At 67.7% G+C, this 15,684-nt stretch carries 14 protein-coding genes; 7 read left to right on the top strand and 7 right to left on the bottom strand.

What is annotated here, in order from left to right:
• The first annotated feature begins 12 nt into the window (after positions 1–12).
• From BLS52_RS02100 to BLS52_RS02090, 3 genes are read left to right on the top strand one after another with little or no spacing between them, the layout of a single operon-like run.
• Positions 13–474: a cupredoxin domain-containing protein gene (locus BLS52_RS02100; RefSeq protein ID WP_090584303.1), complete on the top strand. Its 462-nt coding sequence runs from the start codon at positions 13–15 to the stop codon at positions 472–474.
• Positions 467–919, top strand: coding sequence for a hypothetical protein (locus tag BLS52_RS02095; protein WP_090584302.1), 453 nt, complete (start codon positions 467–469; stop codon positions 917–919). The genes BLS52_RS02100 and BLS52_RS02095 overlap by 8 nt, the downstream gene beginning before the upstream one ends.
• Before the next feature lie 9 nt (positions 920–928).
• A complete protein-coding gene (locus BLS52_RS02090) occupies positions 929–2,131 on the top strand; it encodes an MFS transporter (protein WP_090584301.1) in 1,203 nt (400 codons plus the stop codon).
• Here BLS52_RS02090 and BLS52_RS02085 read toward each other — a convergent pair.
• Positions 2,128–3,045 (bottom strand): phosphatase PAP2 family protein, encoded by a 918-nt coding sequence (locus BLS52_RS02085; RefSeq protein ID WP_090584300.1) that lies wholly within the window; start codon positions 3,043–3,045, stop codon positions 2,128–2,130. The genes BLS52_RS02090 and BLS52_RS02085 overlap by 4 nt on opposite strands.
• A 103-nt stretch (positions 3,046–3,148) precedes the next feature.
• On the opposite strand from BLS52_RS02085, the gene BLS52_RS02080 reads away from it, so the two are divergent.
• Complete coding sequence (locus tag BLS52_RS02080) at positions 3,149–4,129, top strand: o-succinylbenzoate synthase (protein WP_090584299.1); 981 nt, start codon at positions 3,149–3,151, stop codon at positions 4,127–4,129.
• Between the two features lie 55 nt (positions 4,130–4,184).
• Here the strand turns inward: BLS52_RS02080 and BLS52_RS02075 are convergent, their stop codons facing one another.
• Complete coding sequence (locus BLS52_RS02075; RefSeq protein ID WP_090584298.1) at positions 4,185–6,233, bottom strand: PhoX family protein; 2,049 nt, start codon at positions 6,231–6,233, stop codon at positions 4,185–4,187.
• A 128-nt stretch (positions 6,234–6,361) separates the two neighbouring features.
• Here BLS52_RS02075 and menD point away from each other — a divergent pair, with 128 nt between their 5' ends.
• Positions 6,362–8,047: a 2-succinyl-5-enolpyruvyl-6-hydroxy-3-cyclohexene-1-carboxylic-acid synthase gene (gene menD, locus BLS52_RS02070; RefSeq protein ID WP_090584297.1), complete on the top strand. Its 1,686-nt coding sequence runs from the start codon at positions 6,362–6,364 to the stop codon at positions 8,045–8,047.
• Positions 8,048–8,120: 73 nt separating this feature from the next.
• Here menD and BLS52_RS02065 read toward each other — a convergent pair whose 3' ends face one another.
• The 5 genes from BLS52_RS02065 to BLS52_RS02045 all read right to left on the bottom strand — a co-directional run bounded on the left by BLS52_RS02065 (position 8,121) and on the right by BLS52_RS02045 (position 13,522).
• Entirely contained in the window at positions 8,121–9,533 is a 1,413-nt protein-coding gene (locus tag BLS52_RS02065) for a D-alanyl-D-alanine carboxypeptidase family protein (RefSeq protein ID WP_245702650.1), read from the bottom strand.
• 87 nt (positions 9,534–9,620) lie between these two features.
• A complete protein-coding gene (locus tag BLS52_RS02060) occupies positions 9,621–10,373 on the bottom strand; it encodes an amino acid ABC transporter ATP-binding protein (RefSeq protein WP_026545375.1) in 753 nt (250 codons plus the stop codon).
• Between the two features lie 3 nt (positions 10,374–10,376).
• Positions 10,377–11,162, bottom strand: coding sequence for an amino acid ABC transporter permease (locus BLS52_RS02055; protein ID WP_026545376.1), 786 nt, complete (start codon positions 11,160–11,162; stop codon positions 10,377–10,379).
• Between the two features lie 81 nt (positions 11,163–11,243).
• A complete protein-coding gene (locus BLS52_RS02050; protein ID WP_090584296.1) occupies positions 11,244–12,047 on the bottom strand; it encodes a transporter substrate-binding domain-containing protein in 804 nt (267 codons plus the stop codon).
• Between the two features lie 122 nt (positions 12,048–12,169).
• A complete protein-coding gene (locus BLS52_RS02045) occupies positions 12,170–13,522 on the bottom strand; it encodes an isochorismate synthase (protein ID WP_090584295.1) in 1,353 nt (450 codons plus the stop codon).
• Between the two features lie 91 nt (positions 13,523–13,613).
• Here BLS52_RS02045 and BLS52_RS02040 point away from each other — a divergent pair, with 91 nt between their 5' ends.
• Entirely contained in the window at positions 13,614–14,378 is a 765-nt protein-coding gene (locus tag BLS52_RS02040) for a demethylmenaquinone methyltransferase (RefSeq protein WP_026545378.1), read from the top strand.
• Positions 14,379–15,665: a geranylgeranyl reductase family protein gene (locus BLS52_RS02035; RefSeq protein ID WP_090584294.1), complete on the top strand. Its 1,287-nt coding sequence runs from the start codon at positions 14,379–14,381 to the stop codon at positions 15,663–15,665.
• Positions 15,666–15,684: the final 19 nt, after the last annotated feature.

The raw sequence follows: 15,684 nt of genomic DNA, 5'->3' as shown, positions 1-15,684 counted from the left end.
GAGGGGACCACCATGAACATCCCACGCAGCGCGCTTGGCCTTGTGCTCGCAGCAGCCCTGGCCGGACTGGCTGGTTGTGGGTCCGGTGGAGAACCAACCAGCGAAGCCCCGCCGGCTGAAACAAGCGCCGCCGAAACAACCGCCGCAGAGCCTGAGGCAACGGCGGAAGAGACGGCGTCGTGGGCGGCCTCGGAACCAGCCGAGGAGGCACCGGCCGAGGAAATCGTCATCACCATCCGCAACTTCGAGTACGAGATGCCCGACTCTGTGCCCGCCGGCGCCGAGATCACCGTGATCAATGAAGACACTGCACCCCATACGGTGACGACCACCGAGACAGAGGACTTCGACGCCATCGTCGGAGGCGGCGAGACCACCACCTTCACCGCACCGTCGGAACCGGGCGACTACCCCTTCATCTGCACCTATCACCCGAACATGACGGGGACCCTGACGGTGAGCAGTGATGGCTAGCGCCGCAGCACACGGGCCCGTAGCGCACGGACGCTCGGCCCCGCTGATGATGGGCCTTCGCATACTCATTGCGCTGGGGCTCGCCGTCGACGCGTACGTCCACTTTGTCCTCGCGCCGCAATATCAGCAGGCGTATCCGGACGGCATCGGCGGCGGGAATCTCTTCCGGATCCAGGCCGCCGCGGCCATCCTCGCAGGGCTTTATGTGCTGGTCCGTGGGAGCCGCCTGTCCTATGCCATCGCCGCGGTGGTGGCGCTCTCGGCGTTCGCCGCCGTCGTACTCTCCGTGTACATCCAGCTTCCGCAGGTCGGTCCCATCCCGGCAATGTATGAGCCGCTGTGGTTCTTCGAGAAGACCGTGAGCGCGGTGGCCGAGGGAATCGCCGGAGTCCTCGCGATCGTCGGCTTCTTCCTGGTGCCGCGGAAGGACGCTCCTCTGCGCTAGCGTTGAACGGTGCGCCAGGAACCGTTCAGTCTTCGGAAGATCGCAGTCGGCGCCTACGGTCCGTCGCTCCTCTACGGCGCAGCCACCGGATCGATCGTCCCCGTCATCGTGCTCTCGGCCACCGAGCTGGGCGCCGATGTGGCAACCGCCGCGCTGGTCCTTACCCTCACCGGCATCGGATCGCTGGTCACCAACGTTCCGGCCACCCTGATCACCTCCCGTTTCGGCGAGCGCTGGGCGCTGGTCGGCGCATCCTTGTGGTGCTCCGCCGCGATGATCCTGGCGCTGTCCGCAACCAGCCTGGCGGTGTTCGCGGCGGCCATCTTCATGATCGGGATGGCCGGAGCGGTGTTCGGCCTTGCCCGCCAGAGCTACCTCACCGAGGCCGTGCCCCTGCACTTCCGGGCCCGCGCGCTCTCGACCCTGGGCGGGGTGACCCGCATCGGCGTCTTCCTCGGCCCGTTCGCGGGAGCGCTCGCAATGAGTGTCCTCGGACTCGACGGCGCCTACTGGGTGGGTGCCGGAGCCACCCTTCTTGCCTCCATCCTGAGCATCCAGGTTCCAGAGCTGGGAGCCCGCCGCACCTCGCCGGCAACGGCCGCCGCCGCGGTTGCCCCGCCCACCATGAGGAGGATTGTCCGCAGCCACGCCCCGGTCCTCGGGACTGTGGGAGTGGGCGTGCTCCTGATTGCGGCGGTACGGGCCACCCGGCAGGCCGTGCTTCCGCTCTGGGCACAGGAGATCGGTCTGGACCCGACGACGACGGCACTCATCTACGGCCTCTCCGGCGCCATCGACATGCTCATCTTCTACCCGGCGGGAAAGGTGATGGACTTATATGGCAGGCGGTGGGTCGCCGTTCCCTGCATGCTGATCATGGGGGCGGCTCTGCTCCTGCTGCCCCTGACAGGGGACGCACCGAGCCTGCTGGCGGTGGCCCTGCTGATCGGTTTCGGCAACGGCATCGGGTCAGGGATTGTCATGACGCTCGGCGCCGACTTCTCGCCCACGCCCGGCCGCCCGCAGTTCCTGGGGCTCTGGCGGCTGCTCACGGACATCGGGACCATGGCCGGTCCCGGAACGGTGTCGGCGGTGACCGCAGTGGCATCCTTGGCGGGTGGGATCTGGGCTACCGGTGTGCTGGGCCTGCTGGGGGCGCTTGTCCTGTGGCGGTGGGTGCCGCGGCGCCCGGCGCGGACGGACCGCCCCTAGGCGGAGTCCGGGCCATACAGCCGCGCCTGCCAGCCGAACAGCCAGCAGGCCGTCGCGCTGAGCGTGTAGCCCACGCCGACAATGAGCGAAAGCCCGGACCAGAAGAACAGCGGCACACCGGCCGTACCGGGCACGGGAGCCGGGCCGCTCAGCTGCACGTAGACGTACAAACCCAGCGACAGGGCCAGCCCGATCAGGCCCGGGACCCAGCACAGCGCCAGCCACACCCGTGACGCGGCCCAGAACTCGCCGAAACCGTCCCACACGTTCCAGCGGCTGCCGTTCCGCATGATCAGGAGACCGCCGATCAGGGTCCACGCCCCCACCACGAGGAACGCGGCGACCACGTCCGCAGGCCGGTGCCACAGGTTGATGAAGGTCGCCGCTCCCGCCAGGACGGAGTAGGTGCCTCCGGCTGCCGCGGCAAGGGGCCGCCAGCGGGGCGAGACGACCAGGAAGATCGCAGCCGCGGCGGAGGCGGCGAGCGTCGTGTGGCCGGAGGGAAGCGAATTGAAGTCGAGCGTGGGTACGCCCCGGTCGGGCCGGTCGAAGAGGAGGTTCTTCAGCACCTGGGTGGTGAGGTTGGCGCCGACGATCGTGCCGAGAGCTATGGCGGCGGCGGCCCACCGCCGTCGTCCCAGGGTGACGAACAGGATCACGGCGGCCGCAATGAACACCGAGATCACGGGCAGGCTGTCGAGAAAGCGGAGGAACGGGCCCTGGGTGTCCGGCGCTGCAATCCCCGCTTCGGCCCACGCAGATTCATCCGCGAACTGGCCGGTGGTGGTCCGGACGAAAGCCCAGTACGTCCACCCCAACGCCAGGAAGCAGCCGATGGCTCCAAGGACAAACAGCACGGGGTGCCGTGCGGCCGTGGAAAAGCGGTGTTTCTTGGTCGAGTGCTGGGTGCTCACGCGTTTAACACTGTCACAACTGCGTAAAGGTTCCGGTATCGGCTTGACTCGTCTGCAGGCCGCAGGCCGCGGGCCGCAGGCCGCTTCCGCGTACGCTGGGCGGATGGAGCACCCCACCACCGAGGAACTGCTGGCCTCCGCGCGCGTCGTCTCCCTGCCCATGCGGGTCCGCTTCCGCTCGGTGACCCACCGCGAGGTGCTGCTGCTGTGCGGACCGGCGGGCTGGGGCGAGTTCGCCCCCTTCCCGGAGTACGACGACGCCGAGGCAGCGGCCTGGCTGCGCGCCGCGGTGGAGGCCGCCTGGGAGGGATTCCCGACGCCGGTGCGCAGCCGCGTCCCCGTGAACGCGACCGTCCCCGCGGTGGCGGCGGCCGGCGTCGAACCTGTCCTTGCCCGTTTCGGTGCGGTCACCGCGGTGAAAATCAAGGTGGCCGAGCGCGGGCAGTCGCTGGACGACGACGTCGCGCGCGTCGCCGAAGTGCGCCGCCTGCTGCCCGCGGCCAACCTGCGCATCGACGCCAACGGCGGCTGGAACGTGACCGAAGCCCTCTCGGCGCTGGAGGCGCTGGCTCCCTACCGGCTTGAATACGCGGAACAGCCGGTCATGGCGGTCAGCGATCTGCGCGCCGTGCGGCTGGAGGTGCAGCGGCGCGGACTGCCCGTCCTGATCGCCGCGGATGAGAGCGTCCGCAAGGCGGAGGATCCGCTGCGGGTGGCCCGGGAAGACGCGGCGGACCTGCTTGTGGTGAAGGTGGCACCGCTGGGCGGGGTCCGGTGCGCACTGGACATTGTGGCGCAGGCCGGGCTTCCCGCCGTCGTCAGTTCCGCCCTGGACTCGTCGGTGGGAATCAGCGCGGGGGTGGCGCTCGCCGCCGCGCTTCCCGACCTGCCCTACGCCTGCGGACTGGCCACCCTGTCACTGATGGACGGCGACGTGTCTCCTGCGCCGTTACTGCCCGACGCCGGTTGGCTGGCGGTGCGCCCGGTGCCGGTTTCGGAGGAGCTTCTGGAGCGCTTCGCCGCTCCGGCGGACCGCACCCGGTGGTGGCTGGAACGGCTGGAGCGGGTGGCCGCGGCCCTGTAAAGCGAAAGGCCGGAGGTGCGCCGTTGCGCACCTCCGGCCGCATCTGCGGAAGGGGTTACTTCCGCAGGCCGTTACCGTTCTTGCCGCGGAACACCTGGACCACCGACGGGCGGGGTGCCGGGGTTCCGTCGTAGGGGAACAGCGAGGTGTTGTTGCCCCAGATGCCGTCCTCGCCCGGGTGCTGCACAGCAACAAAGACCATGCCTTCCTGGTCGTGGATGACGGGGCCGCAGGTTTCGGCGTCGCGCGGGACGGACAGGAACTGCTCCACCTTGCCGCGGTCCGCTCCCTCAAGCTGGACCTTGAACAGGCCGTCGTTGTAGCCGATGCCCGAGGGCGCGCCGTCGGTGGAGATCCAGAGGTTGCCCGCTGAATCGAACGCCACGTTATCCGGGCAGGAGATCGGGGAGACCTGATCCACCGGGTAACCGCTGAAGTAGGTGACGTCACCCTGCGCAGGATCACCGCAGACCATCAGGAGGTTCCAGTTGAACGTTGCCGCAGTGGCGTCGTTGTTGGTTTCGGTGATCTCGATGATGTGGCCGTCGCGGTTCTGCGTGCGCGGGTTGGCCTCGTCCGCCGGAGTGTTGGAGCCGACGCCGCGGTTGGAGTTGTTGGTGCAGGCCACGTAGATCCTGCCGGTGACAGGGTTGGGCTCCACGTCCTCGGGACGGTCCATTTTGGTGGGGCTGACTGCGTCCGCTGCGAGCCGGGTGTGGACAAGGACTTCCTCGGTGCTCATGCCCGGAACCGCGCTCCGGCCGTTTCGGGTCAGCGGGATCCACTCGCCGCTTCCGTCGAATGCGCCGTCGGTGGGGACTGCGCCGGAACCGTCGATCTCGGACTCCGAGTTGCCGCGGAAACGCGCCACGAAGAGGTCACCGTTGGCCATCAGGGTCTTGTTGTGTGCCCGGTTGCCCTCGATGTACTTGTCACGCGACACGAACTTGTACAGGTAGTCGAAGCGCTCGTCGTCGCCCATGTAGGCCACTACCCGGCCATCGGCGTTCACCCGGACGTTGGCGCCCTCGTGCTTGAACCGGCCCATGGCGGTGTGCTTGACCGGGGTGGAGGTGGGATCCATCGGGTCGAGCTCGACGATGTAGCCGAAACGGTTCGGCTCGTTCCTGTACTCTTCGGTGGACGCGTCGAAGCGCTGCTCGTCGAGGTGCCAGCCCCGGCCGGGGTTGGAATTGGTGAGTCCGTAACGGCGCTGTGCGGCCGTGGGCGCGGTCACCTTGAAGTAGCCGTTGAAGTTTTCCTCGCCGGAGAGGATGGTGCCCCAGGGGGTGGTGCCGCCGGCGCAGTTGTTCAACGTACCGAGAACGGTGCGTCCCTCGGAATCCGCTGCCGTCTTGACGAGGTCGGAACCGGCTACCGGCCCGGACAGCGTGAACGGCGTGGACATGGTGATGCGGCGGTTCAGTTTGGCGCCGCGCACGTACTTCCAGGGGAACCCTTCGGCCTTGCGTTCGAGTTCCACGACGCTCATCCCATGGGCGTTCTTTGCGATGGCGCGGACGGTGGCCGGATCCATGCTCGGCGGGAACATGATGCTCTCATTGGTGTATTCATTGTTGGCAACGAGCACTGCCCGGGTGTTCTTCTCATCCAGCGGAAGGATGTCCAGGTAGTCGTTGTTGTACCCGAACTGGCCGGCCTGTGACTCGGGGGTCTGGTTGTTGATGTCGAAATCCGGGGTGTCCCTGAACAGGGGATCTCCCCAGCGGATGACCGGCTCCCAGGAGTAGGTCTTCGGGACTGTGAACTCATCGACCGACGCCGACACGGGAGCAATGGCGGAGAACTGCAGGCGTCCGCCGGCCCTGGCGGCGGGGGAGAGTCCCTGGGCCTGGGCACCGGGTGCCTGGTTTACGGCATTGGCGCCGAGCAACAGGGTCAGGGCGCCGACGGCGCCGACGCCGAGGATGTTGCGGCGGGAGTACTCCGCGGAAACAATGTCCCGCATGTAGCTGTTGTTCGACGGGTTGCAGACGTCCTTGGCACACGCGTTGTCACACTTCAGCGCGCAGGTAACCGCGCTTCGCTTGCCCTTCACATGGTTGAGCATGGGCAGGAAACGGCGGGGGGATTCGAGAGTCATGGGAGGGAGCCTTCCGATGGTGAACGGTCGATTCCGAGGCTGTCAGCGCCACCTTTCCGCATGAGGACCAGAAGGTGAACCATGGGTGAAATCACGGACGTGCAACACAACAGTGTGAGGATGGAGGGGTGGACTCCTCTGACTCAGCCCGCCGCGTGACCGCCGCCCTCGCTACAGCCGGAATCACCGACGTCGTTCTTGCTCCCGGTTCCCGGAGCGCACCGCTGGCGTATGCGCTCGCCGAGGCAGCCGAACGCGGCGAGCTCCGCATTCACGTCCGCGTTGACGAGCGGGTGGCCGGGTTCACCGCGCTGGGGTTGGCCCTGGGCTCCCAGCGTCCCGCCGCCGTCGTCACCACCTCCGGCACCGCCGTCGGAGAACTGCTCCCCGCGGTGATGGAGGCCAACCACGCCGCTGTGCCGCTCGTGGTGCTCTCCGCCGACCGCCCGGACGAGCTCCGCGGCACCGGCGCCAACCAGACCACCCGGCAGGCGGGCCTGTTCGGGGTGCACGTGCGTGCCGCCGTCGACGTCCCGGCGGGCACCGACCCATCGCCTTACCTGGCGCGTGCACTTGCCGAGTCGCGCGGCGTCAACGGGCCGGCCGGTCCGGTGCAGGTGAACCTGGCGTTCCGCGACCCGCTGGTCCCCTCCATGCCTTCCACCGACACCGACGCCGAGGTCACGTCCGAGGCTGGGGTGCACGCCGCATCCGGGATGACAGGCGGTGATTCCGCAGGTCCAGACCGGGGTACGACGACGGCGGCACCCCCTTCCGGGGCAGCCGCGCGTACCGTGGTGGTCGCCGGGGACGGTGCGGGGGAGCTGGCGGCGGTGTTCGCGCAGCATCTTAGCCTGCCGCTGCTGGCCGAGCCGTCGTCGAACGCGCGGTTCGGCTCCTCGGTGATCGGCGCGTACCGGTTGCTGCTCGAGGGGTTCGGGCCACGGATTGAGCGCGTGGTGGTTTTCGGCCGGCCCACATTGTCACGTCCGGTCGCCGCCCTGCTGGCCCGAACGGATGTCGAGAGGGCACTGTACGTCCCGGAACAGCCGGCGTGGTTTGAGGAGGGCAGGCGCCCGGAGCGGCTGATCGGCACGCTCGATGAGCTTCTGGCCTTCGCCGGGCGCGGACCGGACGGCTGGCTGCGGCAATGGCGTGAGGCCGGTGCCCGCGCCGAGGCCGCACTGCAGTTGCTGCTGGACGAGGAACCTGCCCTGACCGGTCTTCACGTGGCGGACGCGGTGTGGGAGAACACGGCGGACAACCTCATGCTCGGGTCCTCGAACCCCATCCGGGACGTGGACCTTATGGCCTCCGGAGACTGGCACCCGCTCGAGGTGTACGCGAACCGGGGGCTCGCCGGGATCGACGGCTCCATCTCGACGGCCGGCGGCATTGCGCTCGCCGCCGGTATTCCCACCCGGCTGCTGGTCGGCGACCTGACCTTCCTGCACGACGCCGGCGGCCTCCTCCTGGGCCCCGGCGAGGAAGAGCCGGACCTGCAGGTGGTTGTCCTCAACGACGCCGGCGGCGGCATCTTCGGGCTGCTCGAGCACGGCCAGCCGGCCACGGTGGAACGCTACGGCACCGCCGTCGAACGCCTCTTCGGTACGCCGCACTCGGCTGATCTGGCGGCGCTGGCTGCCGGTTACGGCGTCCGGCACCGTCTCATCAGCACCGCTGCCGAGCTGGATGCGGCACTGGCGGAGCCGGTCACGGGCCGCTTGGTCCTGGAGGTCAGGACCGACCGCGCCGGGCTTCGCGGCTTCCACGCGCGTGTGAAGCAGGCGGTGCTGGCCGCCGTCGGGCACTGAGTACTCAGTAAGGTGGGTCAGTGTCCCCAAGGCGGTCAGTCTCCCCCAGCCAGGTCAGCTTCCTGGAGCCGGGTCAGTGGAACAGCCGGTAGGTCTGCCAGCCCTGCCCGATCGAGGCCGCGGTTCCCCACCGGTTGCCGGGCATCGGGTAATACCTCAGCTGCCCGGTGGACGTGCGCGCCCGCAGCCCGTACGAGCCCGGTCCCTGGAAGCCGGAGATGGCCTTGAGGCTGTCCATCGACTGCCAGCCGTTGCCGATGACGCGACGGGTCTCGTTGACAAAGGCACCGGCTCCGTTGGTGCGGTACAGCACCAGTGCGCCGGTGGGCCTGGCGGCCATGAGGTCCGAGTTGCCGTCACGGTCCCAGTCAGCGAGGGTGATGCGCAGGTCCTGCCAGCCGTGCCCGAGCCGGGCGGCGGTGGACAATCCCAGACCGGCGGGGTTGGCGTAGTGCCAGAGTCCGCCGCTTCCGTCCTTCGCCACCACTGACGGGAAGCGGCTTCCGCGCACCCACGTTCCGACGGAGATCTCGAAGGAACCCCAGCCGTGACCGATGCCGACGGGCGCCTGGAATCCTCCACCGACGAGGCCGCGGTACAGGGTCAGCCGTCCGTCATTCCACTGGGCGAGGATGTCCTGGATGCCGTCCGCGTTCCAGTCCGTGGTGAAGCCGGCCTTGAGGCTGGACCATCCGGCGCCGAGGCGGGCGCGCGGGCGGAACCCGTTCAGGTAGTTCGGCGGGTAGGTCCACAGCGTGCCGGTGGAATCGGCGGCCACAAGGTCCGCGGAGTCCTTGATGGACGGGTTGGAGCCGTTGTAGTAGTGCTCCATGGTGGGGATGCCGCGGGTCCGCATCTCGGTGGCCACGGACCGGCCGACATAGCGCAGGTGCCACGGCTCGAAGGTGTACCCGGTGGTGGACTGGTATCCGTCCGGGTAGCGGATGATGAACCCGTACCGGTAGGCGTTGGCCGCCACCCAGCGGCCGCCCGGCGTGGTGGCGAAGCAGGCGCCGAGCCCGCAGGAGCCGTCCACATTCCCGACGTCGACCGCCAGCCCGGTCTGGTGCTCGCTGTGCCCGGGGCGGGCGGAAATGGTGTCTGCGACAGCCTGGCCGTAGAGCGACACGTAGTAGTTGTAGAGCGACGCCTGCTCGTCATAGGAGCGGTAGGCGCTCACCACGGCAAGCGGCGCACCGGCATTCCGGGCGGCCGCGAACAGGTTCTGCAGCTGCCCTGAAACCTCGCGCCGCAGCAGGTAGCTGGTGCCGGGGTAGGCCACGAGGTCCGGTGGGACATACCGCAGCGGGTTCAGGGGCCGGGACTTGGTCACCAGCACCTGGACGTTGTTGGGGTCGCTGACCGGGAGCGCGGCGGTGGCCGGCGGCGCGGTGAGCAGCCCGGTAAGCAGGGAAAGACAAACAACGACGACGGCGGCGAACCGCGCCCTCAGGCGCGGACGTCCGGCGGTAACGGGCTCGGACATGGGATTCCTGGGGTAGGGGAGACCAGGCTGGTTGGTGCGTACATTGTTGCACGCACCAACCGGATGTGGAATGGGTCCTGCTCCGGGTCAGAGCACCTTTGAGAGGAAGCCCTGGGTCCGCTCGTGCTGCGGGTTTCCGAGGACGTCCTCCGGCTTGCCCTGCTCAACCACCACGCCGCCGTCCATGAACACCACGCGGTCGCCGACCTCGCGGGCAAAGCCCATCTCGTGGGTGACCACCATCATGGTCATGCCGTCGCGGGCGAGCTGCTTCATGACGTCCAGCACGTCGCCGACCAGCTCGGGGTCCAGTGCGCTGGTGGGCTCGTCGAAGAGCATCATGTCCGGGTCCATGGACAGCGCCCGCGCAATGGCCACGCGCTGCTGCTGGCCGCCCGAGAGCTGCGACGGGAAGGCATCGGCCTTCTCCGCCAACCCCACCTTGGCAAGGTTGCGCCGGGCGATCTCCTCCGCCTCGGCGCGGCCCCGTTTTTTCGCGCGGATCTGCGCCAGCGTCAGGTTGCGCAGCACGTTCAGGTGCGGAAACAGGTTGAACTGCTGGAACACCATGCCGATGCGGGTCCGGACCTTGTCCAGGTCGGTGTCCTCGTCGGTGATGTCGACGCCCTCGACGATGATGGTCCCGGAGGTGGGCTCCTCAAGCCGGTTGACGCAGCGCAGCAGCGTGGACTTGCCCGAACCGGAAGGCCCGATCACGCAGACCACCTCGCCCTGGTCAACATGGAAGTCAATGCCCTTGAGCACCTCGTTGTCCCCGAAGGACTTGTGCAGATCGCGTACCTCGATCGCGGGTACGTCGGTCCGTGGTGTTGCGGCCATGGCTTATCGGCCTCTCTTGTTATGGCGTTCCAGTTTGGCAACCAGCTGGGTCAGCGGGAGGGTGATCACCAGGTACATCAGCGCCGCGAGCACCAGCGGCGTCGCGTTTGCCTGGGACGAGACAGAGTCGCGGGCGAAGGTGGTCAGTTCCCGGTCTCCCAGCGCCATACCGGCGATGAACAGCAGCGAGGTGTCCTTGATGAGGATGACCAGCTCATTGGTCAGCGGCGGCGTGATGATCCGGAAGGCCTGGGGAAGGACTACGGACACCAGGGTCCAGGACGGCCGCATGCCCAGCGAACGGGCCGCTTCCACCTGGCCCTTGGGAACGGCCTCGATGCCGGCACGGATGGTCTCGGCGATGTAGGCGGCGGCGACCACGATGAGCGCGATCAGGCCGGCGCCCGCGCTGCCGCCCGGCGGACGCCACTGGAAGGCGATTGGAACCGCGAAGGCGAATCCGAAAATCACCAGCAGTGCGGGCAGGCCGCGGAACAGTTCAATGTAGGCGGTGGCCAGCCAGCGGTAGGGTCCGACGGGAGAGAGCTTCATCAGGGCCAGAATGAGGCCGCCGATCATGCCGCCCACAAAGGCGATGGCGGTGTAGACCACGGTGTTCTTCGCCGCGGTGGTGATGATCCCGGGAAACGCCTCTGCGGCGACGTCGAGATCGAAGAAGTTGGATTGGATTGCTTCCCAGTCAGCCAGCACAGCAACGACGACGACGGCGATGATGAAAATGGCGTACAGGGCACCCCGGAAGAGCCGCTTACGGGTGGTGGGTTTCACGTGTTATTTGCCTGTCTTTCAGGAGGTGAACACGGCTGCGGCAGTTCCAGCACCTGGAACTGCCGCAGATCCGTGGGGAGGTTACTTCTCCTCGAAGTAGGTGTTATAGATTTCGTCGTACCGGCCGCTCTCGCGCATTTCGGCGAGCTGGGTGTTCACGGCCTCGACCAGTGCCTCGCTGCCCTCCTTGGGGAACGCGAAACCGTACTGCTCATCTGTCTCGAACTCGGCGGCGATGGTGAAGTCGCCCTCCTGCGTGTGGTTGAGGTTGACGGGCAGGTCCTGGAGGATTGCCGCGACGTTGCCTGCCTGCAGGGCGGGGTAGAGCTCAGCATCGCTCGGGAAAGCCACTACTTCGGTGTCTTCGGGAACGTTGTCACGGGCGTACTGCTCACCCGTGGTGCCCTGCTGGACACCGAGGGATTCACCGGCGAGGTCCTCCAGGGAGGCGATGTCCGAGTCCGCCGGAACCAGCAGCGACTGCAGGGAATCGTAGTAGGGCTCGGAGAAGGTCAGGTTTTCCTCGCGCTCAGGCGTGATGGTCATGGCGCTGGCGCCGACGTCACACTGACCGGCGGCCAGGACTGCCCCGGACTGCAGGCCGTCGAAGCCGACATCCTGTACGGAGAACTCCAGGTCGAGACCGGTAGCGATCTCCTTCATCAGGTCCATGTCAAATCCGACGTACTCGCCGTTTTCTTCATACTCGAACGGCTCGTAGGGGATGTCGGAGCACACGGTCAGCGTGCCGGGCGACACGAGGTTCAGCTCGGAGCCTCCGGCTGCCTCGCCGCCCTCCTCTGGCTCGGAGCCGCCGCCGCAGGCGGTCAGTGCAAGGGTGCCGATGGCCATAACGGCAAACGACCGGGAAATCTTCGAAAACATGCAGTACCTCAGCTCGGGACGGGGTGTAAAGAAACGTCATCGACGATTCTAGCTGTAATAGAGATGTGCATCACAGGCTACAGGTATTGCCTATTGGTAACCAAGCGCCGGGTGAGAAGAAATCACGGCCGGAAGGGCGTGCGCAGTCCAAGGGCTTCGATCATGGGCCGGAACTTGCTCCAGGTCTCGGCCAGTTCCGCGACGGGTTGCGAGGCCTCGACGATCCCGCAGCCCGCGTACATGCGCACCCGCGTGGGCGTCTCCACCACTGCTCCACGCAGGGCGATGCCCCACTCGCCGTTCCCCTTCGCGTCCATCCAGCCCACCGGGCCGGCGTAGGGCCCCCGCTCGAGATGCTCCAGTTCACGGATCAGTTCACCGGCCACCGTGGTGGGCGTACCGCACACTGCCGCCGTGGGATGCAGTGCCTCCACCAGGGCAAGCGACGACGGCACATTCCCGTCGTCGTCGACCGCCAGTTCGGCACTGACATCGGAGGCCAGGTGCCACACGTTGGGAAGTTCGAGGACAAAGGGCTCGCTGTGCGAGGTCATGGTGCGGGTGAACGGCTCCAGCTGGTGCGTCAGGGAGTCGATCGCGATTTCATGCTCGTGCTGCTGTTTCTCGGAACCGGCCAGGACCCGCTCGGCGTAACCGGCCTCGCCCGCAGGAGCTGTGGACCGGTCAAGGGTTCCGGCGAGCACCCGGGCACGGGCCGTCTGGTTCTCGACCTTGATGAGCATCTCCGGAGTGGACCCGATCAGTCCGTCCACCGAGTACGTCCAGCAGTCCGAGTACCGGACGGCGAGCTCTCGGAGCACCTGCGCCGTCGAAATGGGCGAGCCGAGCTCGGCGACCACGTCCCGGGCCAGCACCAGCTTGGTCAGCTCACCCGCCCGGATGTGCGCGACGCCGCGGCTGACCGCCGTCATCCACTGTTCCTCGGTGAGGATGCCCGGCGCCAGCCGGTCCGCCGGACAGGGCTTGCGCTCCGGCTCGACCCCGTCGAGGTAGGAGGCGAGTTCCGCCTCGGCGGCGGAGGCACTCAACTCGGCGCCGCCGTCGTCCGTGATATAGGTCAGCCAGCTCCTGCCCTCGACACACCCGACGATGATCCGCGGCACGATCAGGCGGGACAGATGCCGGGACGTCTTCGAAAAGGCAAAGGAACCGAACGACGCCAGCCCTGTGCCGGGCTGGGAGACGGGGTCGACGACGTCGGCCGCCGCAACAATTTCCCGCCACCATGCCTGGGCCTGGGAGAACCGGTCGGGGCCGGCGGTGGTGAAGCGGGCGGCCTCCCCGAAGCCCACCATGCCGCCGCCGCGGCGGATCCAGGTGTGCACGTCACTACGTACTACATAGTCAAGAAGGCCGGTGTCCAGCTGGAGGTCGCCCCGCTCGAAGGTGATGCTCCGAAGCGCCGGCGCCTGCTGCAGCGGCGTCGCCACTGCAACTGGGGACGGATTGCTCATGATCCACTAGCGTACTCCCGCGCACTCTCCTCCCTGTTCCGCCCGTTCCACCGGATTGGGGGTGAGGTTCAATGTTTGAGACAATGACGGAGTGAATCGAGCATCGCTGGATAAGCGTCCCGACGAAGTAGCCGCAATGTTTGACGGTGTGGCGCCAAAATACGACGTCGTCAATGACGTCCTGTCGCTGGGGCAGACCCACCGGTGGCGGCGCATCGTGGTGGATGCGGTCGACGCGAAGCAGGGTCAGCGGGTACTTGACCTGGCCGCCGGAACCGGCACCTCAAGCGAGCCCTTCGCGGACGCGGGTGTGAACGTCGTGGCGTGTGATTTCTCTCTCGGGATGCTGCGCGTAGGCAAGCGCCGCCGCCCGGACATCGACTTCATCGCCGGTGACGCCACCAACCTGCCGTTCGCCGACAACTCCTTCGACGCGTGCACCATTTCCTTCGGACTGCGGAACGTGGACCGCCCCACCCGGGCTCTCGAGGAGATGCTCCGGGTCACCAAGCCGGGCGGCCGGCTGGTCATCGCGGAGTTCTCCCAGCCCACCGTCGCCCTCTGGCGGAACCTCTACACCGAGTACCTGATGCGCGCGCTCCCCGCGATCGCCACCAAGGTCAGCTCCAACCCCGAGGCGTACGTCTACCTCGCCGAGTCCATCCGTGCCTGGCCCAACCAGGATGAACTCGCCGCGTGGATCACGCAGAGCGGCTGGGAGTCGGTCCGGTACCGGAACCTGAACGGCGGGATTGTTGCCGTGCACCGCGCCACCAAGCCGGAAGGTGCCATCACCAGCACTGCCGCGGGCTCCCAGACGCGCCAGCGCCGCCGCAGCAGCAGGGCCGCAAACTAGGTGTCAGTCCTCATCATCGGCGCCGGCCCGGCCGGATCCACGGCCGCCTACTACCTGGCCGCCGCAGGCATTGAGACAACTGTCGTCGAGAAGACGTTCTTCCCCCGCGAGAAGGTGTGCGGAGACGGCTTCACGCCGCGCGCCGTCCGGGAGATCCAGTTGCTGGGCCTGCCCCACGGCGAGGAGCTCGGGTGGCGGCGAAACGTGGGGCTTCGCCTTCTTGCCGGCGGCAGGAAAGTTGAACTGCCCTGGCCGGAACTCTCCGACTTCCCGTCCTACGGCCTGGTCCGCACCCGGCTTGGCTTCGACGAGCAGCTCGCTTCGCACGCGCGGTCCGCTGGAGCGCAGATCCTCGAAGGCCACGCGGTGACCGAAGCGGTGCGGGACGCATCCGGGCGGGTGACCGGCGTCGTCGTCAACGTCCTTGGCCCCGACGGGCGCCGGACCGGTGAGAAGAAAACGCTGAGCGCCGACGTCGTACTGGCAGCCGACGGCAACTCGACGCGGACCGCCGTCAGCCTCGGCATGGCCAAGCGCGACGACCGGCCGCTCGGCGTTGCCGTGCGCACGTACTTCACCAGCCCCCGGCATGAGGATCCGTGGATGGAAGGCTGGCTCGAGCTGCCGGATGCTTCCGGCAAGCCGCTGCCCGGGTACGGCTGGGTGTTCGGTGTGGGCGACGGTACCTCGAACGTTGGGCTGGGGATTCTGAACTCCTCGGCGTCGTTCGGGAAGCTCGACTACAAGCAGGTGCTGCGCGACTGGACCGCCGGGATGCCCGCGGACTGGGGGTTCACTGCGGAGAACCAGGTGGGGGAGATCCGCGGGGCTGCGCTGCCCATGGGATTCAACCGGACCCCGCACTACTCCCCGGGCATGCTGCTGCTCGGCGATGCCGGCGGGATGGTGTCGCCGTTCAACGGCGAGGGGATTTCCTATGCCATGGAGTCGGCGCGGTATGCGGCCGAGTTCATCGAGCGGTCCCTGGCGGTCGTGCCCGGACTCGCGCGGGACAATGTGCTCTCCGGCTACGCGCCGTACATCCGGGACCAGTGGGGGAGCCACTTCACGCTCGGGCGGATCTTTGCGGGGCTGATCGGCAAACCGGCCATCCTGCGCCTTGCGTTGCGGACCGGCATGCCGATCCCGGTCCTCATGCGGTTTGTGGTGCGGATGCTGGCCAACCTGACAGACGCCCATGGGAAGGGGTTCGAGGACCGGCTGATCCACGTGCTCGAGAGCCTGGTCCCGGCCACGGACAACCAGTCCGCGGCCCGGACCCGGTAACCCCCGGGGAACTTTTGCG

The sequence above is a fragment of the Arthrobacter subterraneus genome, from assembly GCF_900099735.1.
Taxonomy (GTDB): Bacteria; Actinomycetota; Actinomycetes; order Actinomycetales; family Micrococcaceae; genus Arthrobacter_D; species Arthrobacter_D subterraneus.
The sequence above is the reverse complement of the archived record's forward strand: the minus strand, read 5'-3'. Positions and strand labels throughout refer to the sequence as shown.

What these genes read in the sequence shown, in the direction of transcription:
- BLS52_RS02100 (WP_090584303.1), top strand. Translation starts at nt 13, where the DNA reads ATGAACATCCCACGCAGCGCGCTTGGCCTTGTGCTCGCAGCAGCCCTG.
- BLS52_RS02095 (WP_090584302.1), top strand. Translation starts at nt 467, where the DNA reads ATGGCTAGCGCCGCAGCACACGGGCCCGTAGCGCACGGACGCTCGGCC.
- BLS52_RS02080 (WP_090584299.1), top strand. Translation starts at nt 3,149, where the DNA reads ATGGAGCACCCCACCACCGAGGAACTGCTGGCCTCCGCGCGCGTCGTC.
- BLS52_RS02075 (WP_090584298.1), bottom strand. Translation starts at nt 6,233, where the DNA reads ATGACTCTCGAATCCCCCCGCCGTTTCCTGCCCATGCTCAACCATGTG.
- BLS52_RS02065 (WP_245702650.1), bottom strand. Translation starts at nt 9,533, where the DNA reads ATGTCCGAGCCCGTTACCGCCGGACGTCCGCGCCTGAGGGCGCGGTTC.
- BLS52_RS02060 (WP_026545375.1), bottom strand. Translation starts at nt 10,373, where the DNA reads ATGGCCGCAACACCACGGACCGACGTACCCGCGATCGAGGTACGCGAT.
- BLS52_RS02050 (WP_090584296.1), bottom strand. Translation starts at nt 12,047, where the DNA reads ATGTTTTCGAAGATTTCCCGGTCGTTTGCCGTTATGGCCATCGGCACC.
- BLS52_RS02045 (WP_090584295.1), bottom strand. Translation starts at nt 13,522, where the DNA reads ATGAGCAATCCGTCCCCAGTTGCAGTGGCGACGCCGCTGCAGCAGGCG.